The sequence below is a fragment of the Alcanivorax sp. genome, assembly GCF_002733835.1.
In the GTDB taxonomy this organism is placed as follows: Bacteria; Pseudomonadota; Gammaproteobacteria; order Pseudomonadales; family Alcanivoracaceae; genus Alcanivorax.
Genome location: NZ_NVWY01000009.1, coordinates 63292 through 76514 on the forward strand (window position 1 = coordinate 63292; position 13223 = coordinate 76514).

Annotated in this window: 12 protein-coding genes; 7 read left to right on the plus strand and 5 right to left on the minus strand. The window is 56.8% G+C overall.

The window, feature by feature from the left end:
- Positions 1-35: 35 nt before the first annotated feature.
- From COA55_RS06845 to COA55_RS06860, 4 genes are all read right to left on the minus strand, one after another.
- Positions 36-1802: a DUF1302 domain-containing protein gene (locus tag COA55_RS06845; RefSeq protein WP_290501126.1), complete on the minus strand. Its 1767-nt coding sequence runs from the start codon at positions 1800-1802 to the stop codon at positions 36-38.
- A gap of 709 nt (positions 1803-2511) precedes the next feature.
- On the minus strand, positions 2512-3714 hold the full coding sequence (locus COA55_RS06850; protein ID WP_063538007.1) for an acetyl-CoA C-acyltransferase: 1203 nt from the start codon (positions 3712-3714) through the stop codon (positions 2512-2514).
- Between the two features lie 115 nt (positions 3715-3829).
- Positions 3830-4750 carry an SDR family oxidoreductase gene (locus COA55_RS06855; protein ID WP_290501127.1) on the minus strand — a complete coding sequence of 307 codons (921 nt, stop codon included), beginning with the start codon at positions 4748-4750 and terminating at the stop codon, positions 3830-3832.
- Between the two features lie 50 nt (positions 4751-4800).
- Positions 4801-5268: a MaoC family dehydratase gene (locus tag COA55_RS06860; RefSeq protein WP_290501128.1), complete on the minus strand. Its 468-nt coding sequence runs from the start codon at positions 5266-5268 to the stop codon at positions 4801-4803.
- 305 nt (positions 5269-5573) lie between these two features.
- Between COA55_RS06860 and COA55_RS06865 the strand changes: the two genes are divergently transcribed.
- Positions 5574-6197, plus strand: coding sequence for a TetR/AcrR family transcriptional regulator (locus COA55_RS06865; RefSeq protein WP_290501129.1), 624 nt, complete (start codon positions 5574-5576; stop codon positions 6195-6197).
- 106 nt (positions 6198-6303) lie between these two features.
- On the opposite strand, the gene COA55_RS06870 is transcribed toward COA55_RS06865, so the two are convergent.
- A complete protein-coding gene (locus tag COA55_RS06870; RefSeq protein ID WP_063519528.1) occupies positions 6304-7074 on the minus strand; it encodes an enoyl-CoA hydratase-related protein in 771 nt (256 codons plus the stop codon).
- A 170-nt stretch (positions 7075-7244) separates the two neighbouring features.
- Here COA55_RS06870 and COA55_RS06875 point away from each other — a divergent pair, with 170 nt between their 5' ends.
- The 6 genes from COA55_RS06875 to COA55_RS06900 all read left to right on the plus strand — a co-directional run bounded on the left by COA55_RS06875 (position 7245) and on the right by COA55_RS06900 (position 13173).
- Entirely contained in the window at positions 7245-7922 is a 678-nt protein-coding gene (locus COA55_RS06875) for a histidine phosphatase family protein (RefSeq protein ID WP_290501130.1), read from the plus strand.
- A 77-nt stretch (positions 7923-7999) separates the two neighbouring features.
- Positions 8000-9208, plus strand: coding sequence for an acyl-CoA dehydrogenase family protein (locus COA55_RS06880; RefSeq protein ID WP_290501131.1), 1209 nt, complete (start codon positions 8000-8002; stop codon positions 9206-9208).
- An 82-nt stretch (positions 9209-9290) separates the two neighbouring features.
- Complete coding sequence (locus tag COA55_RS06885; RefSeq protein WP_290501132.1) at positions 9291-10337, plus strand: phosphotransferase family protein; 1047 nt, start codon at positions 9291-9293, stop codon at positions 10335-10337.
- Positions 10338-10492: 155 nt separating this feature from the next.
- Entirely contained in the window at positions 10493-11257 is a 765-nt protein-coding gene (locus tag COA55_RS06890) for an SDR family oxidoreductase (RefSeq protein WP_290501133.1), read from the plus strand.
- Positions 11258-11495: 238 nt separating this feature from the next.
- Entirely contained in the window at positions 11496-12266 is a 771-nt protein-coding gene (locus COA55_RS06895; RefSeq protein WP_290501134.1) for an SDR family NAD(P)-dependent oxidoreductase, read from the plus strand.
- Positions 12267-12489: 223 nt separating this feature from the next.
- Positions 12490-13173 carry a response regulator transcription factor gene (locus COA55_RS06900; RefSeq protein WP_007149629.1) on the plus strand — a complete coding sequence of 228 codons (684 nt, stop codon included), beginning with the start codon at positions 12490-12492 and terminating at the stop codon, positions 13171-13173.
- The last annotated feature ends 50 nt before the right edge of the window (positions 13174-13223 follow it).

The window sequence follows — 13223 nt, forward strand, 5'->3', positions numbered from 1 at the left end:
AAAAGCCGGCCGTGGCCGGCTGTTTCACTATCCGTTTAGAAGTTGTAGGTGGTGCTCAGGGACAGGTAATCCCGGTCTTCGACCACGCTGTACTCTTCATCGTTGTAGGTTGTGTAGGACAGGTTGGCGCTGAGTTGCTTGTAGGCCATGCCCAGGCTCACGCCGACGGTACGGGCATCTTCCTGCATCGCATCATCGCTGGAATAACCCTCAACACCGTGATTGAAGGTCAGGCCAGGGGTCAATGAGACCGCGCCGATGGCGTTGGCGTAGGTGGAGGTCAGGCTCAGCTGATAGCCCCAGCTGAAGTCGGTGACATAACCGTCTTCTCCCAGTTCGCCGACACCAAAGTTGGTGTGGCGACGGAAGCGCATCTGGTCCTGCTTGGGTAGATCAGGAATAAATTCCGAGCCCACCTGCATGGAAACGACGGTTTTCTGCGCGCCCATCAACTTGGGGATGATGGTGGTGAAGGCCAGCTCGGCACGCTGAATGTCAAACTCCTCAAAGCCGTGTACTTCGCTGCCGGAGTTGTAGACGTAGTCGATGGTGCCCTGCGGAATGGTCGCGAACCCGGAAGCTGCCGCAGCGGGAATGCCGTTGGCTTCCAGTACGCGAGCCGTGGTCAGGTCAGGGGTATTGATCTGTATCGGCATGTCCGGCAGGTAGCTCAGGTTCAGCGCCAGGTTGCCCACGCCTTCAAAGGTCTTGTCGGCGGTGAGGCCGAATACCTGAATGTCTTCCGGGTATTCATAGAAGTAGGCGATATCGTTGCCTGCGGTGATGCCCTGGGGGAGCGGGCTGTCTTCCTTGGTCACCGAGTAGTAAGGCAGTCGGCTGTGATAATTGAAGAAGTAGGTGCCGATCTTGGCCCTGGATTCCGGGAACGCGTAGTCAAACTTCAGGCCGTACTGGCCGCCGTCCTTGGGTTCATTTTCATCCCTGCGGGGAATGTAGGCACCCGCGTTGTAGGCATCCTGGTTCGGAATGACGGCGGAGCTGGAGAAGGTGGCATCACAGCCCAGTGCGGTGTTGTCCAGGGTTGAGAAAAAGGTCCCGCAACCGTCCAGGTTTGCCGCACGCCATTCATACTGATAGAAGGACTTCATGCTCAGGCGGTCAGTGAAGTTGTAATCCACGGTGACCATGCCGGAGGGCGTCAGGAATTCCGTGTATTCCGACCCGGGGCGGTGCAATGCGGCCAGGTCGACCGCATTCAGTGAGCTGAAGGAGCCGCGTGAATAGAGGCTACGGCCCCACAGGAGCAATTTACGGCCCGCTGCTACTTTCAATGGCTGTTCGTTCACCTGGAAGGTGCCGTGGGCAAAGACCTGCTGGAAGGTCGCGCCCTGGAACTGGGAATTGCGATGGAAACCGTCGTCGCTCAGCTTGCCGCCCTGGAACCCATTGGGGTAGTTGCCCTGGGGAACATAGCCTTCCTTCTGGGTGTAGTCGTACCAGGTCTTGGCCTGTACGAAGAGGCCGTAGTTCTTGTATTGCAGGTTGAAGTCACCGATGGCTTTGACCACGGAGGAAACCACTTCGCCGCCGTCATAGTTCAGGTTGCCGTCATCGGAAACCGCCGATCCTGCGGTACCACCAGGAGTATCACCGGCGAACAGGTTTTCCTTGCTGGCAGATTCCATCCGGGAGATGGCGCCCACGGAGGCCTTCAGGTTCCATTTGGCACTGAAGTCATCGTTGAACTTGTATTCACCGCCGGCCATGGCCGGGGCGGCGGCTGACAGCAGGCCCAGGGCCAGGACGCTGCTGTAGCCGACAGCGATTGCTTTGCTTCGCATTATTTTGCTCTCCCACTGCTCCGGGGATGAACCGGGCAGACATTCCGTTTGTTGTTGTGAACGTTGTTGTAGCGCACTTGTGAAACTCGCCCGGTCCCTTCGGGCGTTGTATTTCTGACTCTGCGGATTTCGTCGTTATTTTTTTGAATCACGATTCCGAAAACCGATCGGTCATGCTTAATTCATACATACCGCTTGGTATGTGGTCAAGACGACTAAAGTGGCAAAAATCGGTGGGGAAGCGGTTTAAGATGAAGGTTACGGGCTTATTTTGGGGAAAACGTACCAGTAAGTCGGTCTGAAAATAGGCGAAAGGAAACATAATCATGATATGGGTTTACTTTCGAACGTGGTTCGTTACCCCAGGTAACAAGCAAAAGGATGTTTCGTTTTTGGTGACTTTTTTTGTTTCTGGACACATTTTTTAATGATTGTGAGGCAGTTCCCTGCTGAGCAAAGGTGGAATTCTGGTTGATGGCGTCATGTCACTGCCCATGGCTTGCGAGAGATACCGTAATAACGACAGCGACATCAGGTGATGGGGTTTGACGTCAGGCACCCGGCATCGAGGGTGTGGCAAAGTGCCAGGTATTCGCGATAAGCCAATCCGACGTCGAGAACCGTGTTATCCACGCCAGTACGCGATGAACCAAAAAAAGGGGGCACCAGACGGTGCCCCCAAGGGGAAACAGAATCAGCGCGATTCCGTCTAGAACACTTCGAACAGGCCAGCAGCACCCATGCCGCCACCGATGCACATGGTGACGACCACGTACTTCACACCGCGGCGCTTGCCTTCGATGAGGGCGTGGCCGGTCATGCGGGCACCGGACATTCCGTAGGGGTGGCCGATGGAGATGGCGCCGCCGTTGACGTTGTATTTTTCCGGGTCGATGCCGAGCTTGTCCCGGCTGTACAGGCACTGGCTGGCGAACGCTTCGTTCAGCTCCCAGAGGCCGATGTCATCAACGGTCAGGCCGAAGCGCTTGAGCAGTTTTGGCACGGCATACACCGGGCCGATGCCCATTTCGTCAGGGTCACAACCGGCCACTGCCATGCCACGGTAGGCGCCCAGCGGTTGCAGGCCCAGTCGCTCGGCTTCCTTGCTGTCCATCAGCACACAGGCACTGGCGCCGTCAGACAGCTGGGAGGCGTTGCCGGCGGTGATGAAGCCGCCTTGCTGCACCTGCTGGCCACCTTTGAATACGGGCTGCAGCGATTGCAGGCCTTCCAGGGTGGTTTGCGGGCGGTTGCCTTCGTCCTTTTCCAGGGTCACTTCCACGTCGGAAATTTCCTTGGTCTCTTTGTTCATCACTTTCATGATGCTGGGCATGGGCGCGATTTCGTCATCAAACTTGCCGGCTTCCTGGGCAGCAGCGGTGCGCATTTGTGACTGGAAGGCGTATTCGTCCTGGCTGTCACGGGACACGTTATAACGGTCGGCGACGATTTCGGCGGTTTCCAGCATGGACATGTAGATGTCAGGGCGGTTTTCTTTCAGCCATGGGTCGGCGGCGCGGAAGGTGTTCATCTTGTCGTTCTGCACCAGGGAGATGGATTCCAGGCCACCGGCCACGGCCACGTCCATATTGTCGACGATGATTTCCTTGGCGGCGGTGGCAATGGCCATCAGGCCGGAGGCGCACTGACGGTCCATGCTCATGCCGGACACACTGGTGGGCAGGCCGGCGCGCAGGGCGGCCTGGCGGGCCACGTTGCCGCCGGTGCTGCCTTGCTGCAGCGCAGCACCCATGATCACGTCCTGAATGGTGGCCGGGTCGATGCCGGCACGTTCAACGGCGTGTTTGATGGCGTGGCCGCCCAGGGCCTGGGCCTGAGTGTCGTTGAAGGCACCGCGGTAGGCTTTGCCAATGGGGGTTCGGGCGGTGGATACGATTACGGCTTCTCTCATGGTCACTCTCCTGAGGTATGTTCGGCCTTAGATGTTTGTGTTGTAGGAAGCTGCTTGCAGCCGAATCGCTTTTCGCGGTGCGGGTTCGCTTGCAAGCAAGCTCCTACGTGTTTTGTTAACCCAGCTTGATGCCCTTGGCTTTGGCGGCCATGGTCAGAATCTTGGTGACATGGTCGCCGCCGGTCATCATTTCGCTGGCGTTGTCCATGTTGCCGATTTGCTCGAAGTGGGCGGCCACGCCATCCACATTACGCTCGTCGTCATTCAGGTAAACGCCTTGGCTTTCCATCAGGCGGACCATGGCGTAGCAACCGGCGCCGGCCAGCAGAATGCGATGGGTGGGGGCTTGCGTACTTGCCAGAAACAGCACGGCCGGGGTGATTTCCCTGGGCTCCAGCATGGCGAGCACTTCCGGGGGCATCAGGTCTTCGGTCATGCGGGTGGCGGCGGTGGGGGCGATGCAGTTTACCTTGATGTCGTATTTTTCACCTTCCAGGCACAGGGTATTCATCAGCCCGGCCACGGCCATTTTGGCGGCGCCGTAGTTGGCCTGGCCAAAGTTGCCGTACAGGCCGGAGGTGGAGGTAGTCATCACGATACGGCCGTAGCCCTGATCGCGCATGATCGGCCATACGGCCTTGCTGCAAATTTCCGAGCCGGTAAGGTGCACGGCCACGACCTTGTCCCAGTCGTCCTGGGTCATTTTCACGAAGCTTTTGTCGCGAAGGATGCCGGCGTTGTTGATCAGCACATCAATGCGGCCCCAGGTGTCGATGGCCTGCTTGACCATGGCTTCGACCTGGGTCTGATCGGAAACGTCTGCCCCGTTGGCAATGGCGTCGCCCCCGGCGGCCTTGATTTCGGCAACAACCTGTTCTGCGGCTTCACTGGAACCGCCGCTGCCATCGCGGGCACCGCCGAAATCATTGACGACCACCTTGGCGCCGAGTTTGGCCAGTTCCAGGGCGTGGGATTTGCCCAGGCCGTTGCCCGCGCCGGTGACGATGGCCACCTGATTATCAAAACGAATTGTCATGCTTCTTTACTCCTGAAGATTCGTTACTCGCAGCTCGTCGTTCGCGACTGTTATTTGACGATTGCCAGGCTCAACCATTCCGCAATCAAGGCGGGCTTTTCCTGCCCTTCGATCTCGACTCGCACACCGTGGCGAAGTTGCCATTCATTATCGGAGCGCTGTTTGACTTCCAGCAGGGTGAACGAGCCGCGTATCTTGCTGCCTTCGCGCACCGGGTTCATGAAGCGCACTTTGTCGAAGCCGTAGTTGATGCCCATGACCTGGCCCTTGATGGTGGGCAGTACATCGATGGCCATGGCCGACAGCAGTGACAAAGACAAAAAGCCGTGGGCGATGGTGGCACCGAAAGGGCTTTCCTTGGCGGCCCGCTCCGGGTCGGTGTGGATCCACTGGGGGTCTTCGGTCAACTCGGCAAAGCCATCAATGCGTTGCTGATTGACGGTGCGCCACTGGGATTCGCCAACGTTTTTACCAACGTTTGCCTGCAGATCGTCGAGGCTGATTTGCGGTTTGCTCATGGTGCTCTCCCGTTGCTGGCCCGGACAATGCCCACCGAGGCCAAATTTCAAAACGTTATTTTAAAAAGAGTCAGTATGCGAGCGGCGTAATCAGCCGTAAAGGGTCAAAAGCGCCATCTAGGGCGGGAAATCCGTCACGGCTTGCTGTGCGGTCAATGGTGCGCTTCGGAACTTGTGTCAGACTTCGGCCGCAAACCGTCCCGGGAGCTGAAAAGCAAAGAGAAAGCCGGTTGCAGGGCGCCCCAAGTCAGCATGCCCGGAGGGTGAAGGGCGCATAAAGGTTAAGGGTGAGAGGAAGGAAGCGTATGGCGAATCCGAATGAAGCACTGGTAAACGAACCCCGTGAAGCGATTCTTGACGCGGCGGCGTTGTGTTTTATGGAGCGGGGTTTCAATGCGACCAGCATTGACGATATTGCCCGTCGCCTTTCTGCCACCAAGGGGATGGTGTACCACTATTTCAGCTCCAAGGCCGAGCTGTTCTTCGAGATCCATCATCGCGCCATGGATGCCCTGTTTGAAGAACTGGAGCCGGTGGCAGCATCCGACCTGCCTGCCCCGGAGCGGTTTACGGAAATGGCGCGCCGCTATGTGCATACCCTGATTCGTACCCAGCCTTATCAGCGCACTGTCTCGGAAGCGGTGCAAATGGTCTTGCGTAACAGCACCACTGCCGAGCAGCGGGATCAGCTAACCGATTTGCAGTCCCGCCGTAGCCGGTGTGAGGCGATGTTCATGGCGGTGCTGGAAGAGGGGATGAGTAACGGCACGATGCAGGCCAGCCGCCCCAGGGTATCGATCAAGCCGGTATTCGGGGCAATGAACTCGGTGATCAACTGGTACCACCATCGCGAAGGGGAAACGGCCGAGCAGCTGGCCGAGCTGGTCAACGAAGTGGTGCAGGTGGCGCTGCGCGGGGTGATGAAATAACCGTGGGTTTCCTCTACTGGCAGGGAAAACCCGCGATGCCTTTCCCGGGCTCTCACCGCCCGTAATATCGGGCGGCCACTGCGCGATCAAAAAGCGTCCCGGCAGGTTATTTTTTCATGAAGCCCGCGAAGCGCTCCCGGGTATCCTCACTGAACATCCTTTGCGCAAACAACACACTTTCCTTTTCTATCTGCGCCTTGATGGCGGCGTCGCTCAGGCGTGTCAGCTGTTTGGTCAGGGCGATGGCCGCGGGAGTTTTCTCTGCCAGCCTCTGCGCCAGCGCCAGTGCTTCTGATGCCAGCTCATCCACCCCGGTTCTATAGGCAATCAGCCCCATTCGTTCGGCTTCCTCTGCGCTAAACGTATCGCCGGCCAGCAGCAAGCGGTTGGCGTTCTGGCGGCCAATCAGGGCGGGGAGGATCAGGCTGGAGCCGGCTTCGGGCACCAGCCCCAGGTTAATGAAGGCGGTGTGGAAGCGGGCGTCATCGGCGGCGATCACCAGATCCGCGTGCAGCAACATGGTGGTGCCAATACCGGTGGCGTTGCCCTGTACCGCCATGATGATCGGTTTATCCAGGGCCATAAGGGCATGGACGAGAATCATGGCCGGGCTCAGTTTTCCTTCATCACGGCTGGCCGGGTCGGCTTGCAAGAAATCCTTGATGTCGTTGCCCGCGCAGTAGCTGCGGCCGTTGGCGGTAATGAGCAGCGCATTCAGGTCATCCCGTGCGGCCAGGTGTTGTACCGCTGCGGTGAGGTCTTCATACATTGCCACATTGAGCGCGTTGAGCTTGTCGGCGCGATCCAGGGTGACGTGTAGCACGGCGTTGTGCTCACGGGTTTGAATAAATCCGCTGGTCAGTGTCAGCTCCGTCATGGCGCATCTCCGGAAAGGGAAAACCATGGACAATATCGGAACAGTGTTCCGAATAATAGATGTTTACTAATGCATGGAATTTATTGAGCGGGATGCAAAATATCAATTTCACTAACTAATGGCCCTGATCTAGGCTGGTCCAATCGCTTTTCAGCTCAGAGGATTCGCGCATGACCCAGTTTTATCTTGTCCGCCACGGGCAAGCGTCGTTCGGCACCGATAATTACGATCGCCTTTCCGAACTGGGTCACCAGCAGGCACGCTGGCTGGGCGAGTATTTTGCCGAACGGGATATGGGCTTTGATGCCCTGGTGTGCGGAGATCTGGTACGCCACCGGGAAACCGGCGCCGGCATTTGCGAAGGCTTGGGTGTGGCCTTGCCTGAAGACATTCAGCCGGGGCTTAACGAATTCGATTTTCAGTCGCTGGTGGATGCCTATCTCACCCAGTACCCGGATCAGGTGCCCGGTGAGGGCGCCCCGGTGGCGGCTTTCTACAAGGCGCTGAAGACCGCCATGAAACACTGGCGCATGGACACCTTGACCGGTGATCTGCCAGAGACCTGGCAGGGCTTCTCCGGCCGGGTGGCTGCCGCTCGCGAGCATATCCAACGGCAATACAGCGACAAGGACCGGGTGCTGATTGTCAGCTCCGGCGGTGCCATGGCCATGTTTATCAGGCACGTTCTGGGTGCGTCGGATGACGCCGTGGTGGAGTTGAACCTGCAGATCCGCAACAGCAGCGTGAGCCACGGTTTCTTCAATCAAAAGGTGGTGCGCATGGCCAGTTTCAATAACGTGCCGCACCTGGATCGCCCGGACCGTTTCGAGGCGATTACTTATTATTAAAGAAAGACATTCAGCACCCTTGATGGCGCCTTTGCCTGTAGCGTGCTGCGTGCCGCATTTTTCAATGGGAGAGCTTCATGGATTTTCAGTACACAGAAAAAATGCAGACATTGATCGCCCAGGTCCGCGATTTCATCAACACCGAAATTCGCCCGGTGGAAGGGTTGTACCACGAGCAGTTGGAAAAAAGCCCGTGGGAAACCCCGCCGATCATGGATGAGCTGAAGGAAAAAGCCAAAGCCAAAGGTCTGTGGAACCTGTTCTTGCCCAAGGAGTACGGGGAATACAGTGCCGGCCTGAGCAACCTGGAATATGCGCCCCTGGCCGAGGAAATGGGCCGCAGCCGTATTGCTTCCGAGGCGTTCAACTGTGCGGCACCGGACACCGGCAATATGGAAGTGCTGGCCAAGTACGGTAACGAAGCCCAGAAAAAAGAATGGCTGCAACCGCTGCTGGAAGGTCGTATCCGCAGTGCCTTTGCCATGACCGAGCCGGAAGTGGCGTCTTCCGATGCCACCAATATTGAAACGCGCATCACCGAAGACGGTGATGACTACGTGATCAATGGCCGCAAGTTCTATATCAGTGGGGCCATGCGCAAGACCTGCGAAATCATGATCGTGATGGGCAAGAGCAGCCCGGACAACCCCAACCGGCATCAGCAGCAGTCGCAGATTCTGGTGCCTACCAATACCCCCGGCGTCAATATTGTTCGCCCGATGCAGGTCTTTGGTTACAACGATGCACCGGAAGGCCATGCCGAGGTTATTTTCGATAATGTGCGTGTGCCCAAGGCCAACATGATTCTCGGTGAAGGCCGGGGTTTTGAAATCGCTCAGGGTCGCCTTGGCCCAGGTCGGATTCATCACTGCATGCGCCTGATCGGTGCTGCCCAGGAAGCCTTCGAGCTAATGTGCAAACGGGTAAACCAACGGGAGGTGTTTGGTGCACCTATGAGCAAGCAGGGCTCCGTGCGTGAAGATATTGCCAAATCCTACTGCGAAATCGAGCAGGCCCGGCTGCTGACGCTGAAAGCGGCAGACGCCATGGACCGTGCAGGTAACAAAGACGCCAAGGATTTGATCGCTATGATCAAGGTGATTGCCCCGAATATGGCGTTAAATGTCATCGATCGGGCGATTCAGATCCACGGTGCTGTGGGCCTGAGCCAGGATACGCCGCTGGTTAACTTCTTTAGCTATGCGCGCACCCTGCGTCTGGCCGATGGCCCGGACCAGGTGCACATGATGCAGCTGGGTCGGAACATGGCTAAACAATTCGCCTGATTTCGGGTGCTGGCCCGGAGCGTTAAACCCGCTCCGGGCTTTGCTATTTGCGCAGCAGAACAGAGAAGAACAGGAGAGCTCCATGTCCCAGGTGGATATACTGGATACGCAGAAACTGGCTGAATACCTTGAACAACACATTGATGGCTTCAAAGGTCCTGTCCAGGCCGACAAGTTCGAGGGTGGCCAGTCCAACCCCACCTTCAAGATCACTGCCGCCTCCGGCTCCTATGTGCTGCGTCGCCAGCCGCCGGGCAAACTGCTCAAGTCCGCCCATGCGGTTGATCGCGAATTTCGTGTTATGGCCGCATTGAAAGACACCGATGTACCGGTGCCCAATGTGCTGCACCTGTGTGAAGACCGCGATGTTATCGGCTCCATGTTTTACGTGATGGAGTTCTGTGAAGGCCGCATTTTGTGGAGTGCAGCCCTTCCCGAGGCGGGTGAGGGCGATACAGGTAATGCGGTGCGTGCGCAGATGTATTCGGAAATGAACCGGGTGCTGGCAGCCTTGCACAGTGTGGACCTGGAAGCCGTTGGCCTGACGGATTACGGCAAGCCGGGCAATTATTTTGAGCGCCAGCTGGGCCGCTGGACCCAACAATACGAAGCGTCCAAGTTGCAGGAAATCCCTGCAATGGATTCGCTGATCGAATGGTTGCAGGCCAACCAGCCCGAGGATGATGGGCAGGTGTCTCTGGTGCACGGGGATTACCGCCTGGACAACATGATGTGGCACCCCAGCAAGCCGGAAGTCATTGCGGTGCTGGACTGGGAATTGTCCACACTGGGCCACCCACTGGCAGATCTGGCTTACCAGTGCATGGGCATGCGCATGCCGCAGCGCGGCGCCAAGATGGCTGGCCTGCAGGGTAAGGACCGCACCGAGCTGGGTATTCCCAGCGAGAAAGAATACGTGGCCATGTACTGCGAGCGCCGGGGTATTTCCCATATCGACAACTGGGAATTCTATCTGGCATTCAGTTTTTTCCGTCTTGCTGCTATCTGTCAGGGTGTGGCGAAACGGGCTGAAGACGGTAATGCATCCAACAAACAGGCCGCCGAAGTGGGGGCGCTGGTAGAACCGCTGGCTTCCATGGCCATGCAGATTATTAACGAAGGGGCATAAAAGGCCGCTTCACGTTGCACGCAACAGGCAACACGGTAAATCAAAAACAGAATTTTGCAGCGCGAAATCAGGGCCAGGAGTTTGGTGTAGCCCTGATTCGTGTTGCCGTGTGTTATCTGAAGCGTGCTGCGTCAATTTCAATCGGGAGAGTAGTAATGAGCACGAGCCTTTTTAATCTTGAGGGCAAAATTGCCTTGGTGACCGGCGCTAGCCGGGGTATTGGTGAAGAAATTGCCCGTCTGCTGGCAGAGCAGGGCGCCCATGTGATTGTGTCCAGCCGAAAGATTGATGGCTGCCAGGCGGTGGCGGATGCCATCAAGGCCGACGGCGGCAGCGCGGAAGCGTTTGCCTGCCATGTGGGCGAACTGGCGCAGATCGAAGCGGTGTTTTCCCATATCCGCGAAGTGCACGGCAAGCTGGACATTCTTGTGAATAACGCTGCCGCGAACCCGTACTTCGGCCATATTCTGGATACCCCGGTGGATGCCTTCGACAAGACCGTTGACGTGAACCTGCGTGGTTATTTCTACATGTCCGTAGAGGGCGGCAAGTTGATGCGCGAACACGGCGGTGGCGCGATTGTGAATACTGCTTCAGTGAACGGGTTGACCCCGGGTGAAGGCCAGGGGGTGTATTCCATCTCCAAAGCTGCCGTCATTAGCATGACCAAGTCTTTCGCCAAGGAATGCGCACAGTTCAACGTGCGTGTGAATGCCTTGCTGCCGGGCCTGACCAAAACCAAGTTCGCCGGTGCCCTGTTCACCAACGAAGACATCTACAAACAGGCTCTCAGCCAGATCCCCATGGGCCGCCACGCGGAACCCAAGGAAATGGCCGGCACAGTTCTCTATCTGGTTTCCGATGCCTCCAGCTTCGTGACCGGCGAGTGTGTTGTGGTTGATGGTGGCTTTACCATTTAACACTAACGTTGCTATCAAACCGCTGTAGGAGTTCCCTTCCAGGGGACGAACCGCGCGCAGCGCGAAGGGCGTTCTCGGTATGGCAGAGCGGGGTGGATTTTTAGGGTACTGCTGCTTAGCGTTTTGCCACCTTCGTTCGCGCCCTCAACGGCGCTCCTGCAGCGGCTTTGTAGCAAGTGATGGATGTTGAAAGCGGAGAGTGAGTTTGCCTCGCCGCGGTTCGACGAAGGAGAGCACAATGGATCCGATTCTCGATTTTACCGGCAAGACGGCACTGATTACCGGTGCCGCCAGCGGGTTTGGCAAGTTGCTGGCGCAAGAACTGGGCAAGCGCGGTGCCGCCTTGGTGCTGGGCGATATCAATATGGATGCGCTGAATCCGCTGGCCGATGCGCTGGCGGGGCAGGGCGTTAAGGTCGCTGCGTTGCGTTGTGATGTCTCCAGTGAGGCTGACTGCAAGGCAATGGTGGACACGGCGTTGTCCCAGTTCGGCCACCTGGACCTGGCGGTGAACAATGCGGGTATCGCCCACGGCTTTATTCCGTTCGCGGAGCTGACCGAAGAAGTGCTGGATCAGCAAGTTAATGTGAACGTGAAAGGGGTGATGTTCGGCATGAAGCACCAGATTGCCGCCATGAAGGCCAGCGGTGGCAGTATCGTCAACGTGAGTTCCATGGCCGGGTTGGGCGGTGCGCCCAAGATCGGTGCCTACTCGGCGGCCAAGCACGCGGTTATCGGCCTGACCCGCACGGCGGCGATCGAATATGCCAAGCGTAATATTCGCGTTAATGCGGTCTGCCCGTACTACACGCACACGCCGATGGTGGATGAAGGCAACCTCTCGGAGAACAAGGACAGCGTGCATGCCATGCTGGCCGCAGGGTGCCCGATGAAGCGCCTGGGGCAACCGGAAGAAATCGTTACGGTCATGCTGATGCTGTTGTCCCCGGCCAACAGCTATATGAATGGGCAGACTCTGGCGGTGGACGGCGGTGTCTCTGCATTCTGATCGGTTTTATGCATTTCTTTGCCCTGCTGTCCAGCGGGGCGTTATTTCCTATTCAGGAAAATACTACTTTAGAACAATAGCGCCTTCAGTCTTAAGACCATAGAGTAATGGAAGATACAGGCTGTTTAGACTGGTTTGGTCATTGTTTGAGCCAGCTAAACATGGAGTCTCTGACGATAAGTACAATAACCCAGTACTTCAGGGTGACAGGAGGGCGCCGTTCATGTACCAGATCCTGATTGCAGATGATCACCCTCTTTTCCGTGAGGCTATTGCTCGTGTGATTGATGATGGTTTTCCCGGTAGCAATTTGCTGGAAGCCTCGGGGCTGGATAGTGCCTTACAAATCATCGATCAAAATGACGATATCGACTTGGTCCTATTGGACCTTAATATGCCTGGTATGCAGGGGCTGGGTGGGCTGGTGCAATTGCGAAACCAGTTCCCCGGTGTACCCGCGGTGATCGTTTCCGCCGAAGAAGATAAAAAAGTTATATTGCAAACAGTGACTTATGGGGCAGTGGGGTTCATTACGAAATCTACTCCTCGTAAGCAGATGATTAGTGCGCTAGAACAGATTCTTTCCGGTTCAATATACCTTCCCTCAGATATTATTCGATCAGGAGGGACTTCTGTGCAGACACGGCATCAGGAGCCAGGGCTATTGCCTGAGCTGTTGGAAAGCCTTACGCGTAAACAGCTCCAGGTGTTTGAAAGAATGACCAGGGGCGAATCCAACAAAATGATTGCCTACGAGCTAAGCATTGCCGAAAGTACCGTGAAAGCGCATGTATCAGCAATTCTGCGAAAGCTGGGAGCCACTAATCGTGTACAGGCGATTTTGTCAGCAAGTGATATCGATTTTGGGGCCTATTTGAAACATCCAGGTCGTATGGCGGAACAGTAGGCATGCTCTGTGGCTCGGTTTGTTATGACAAATCGAGTAACAAAAGCCCA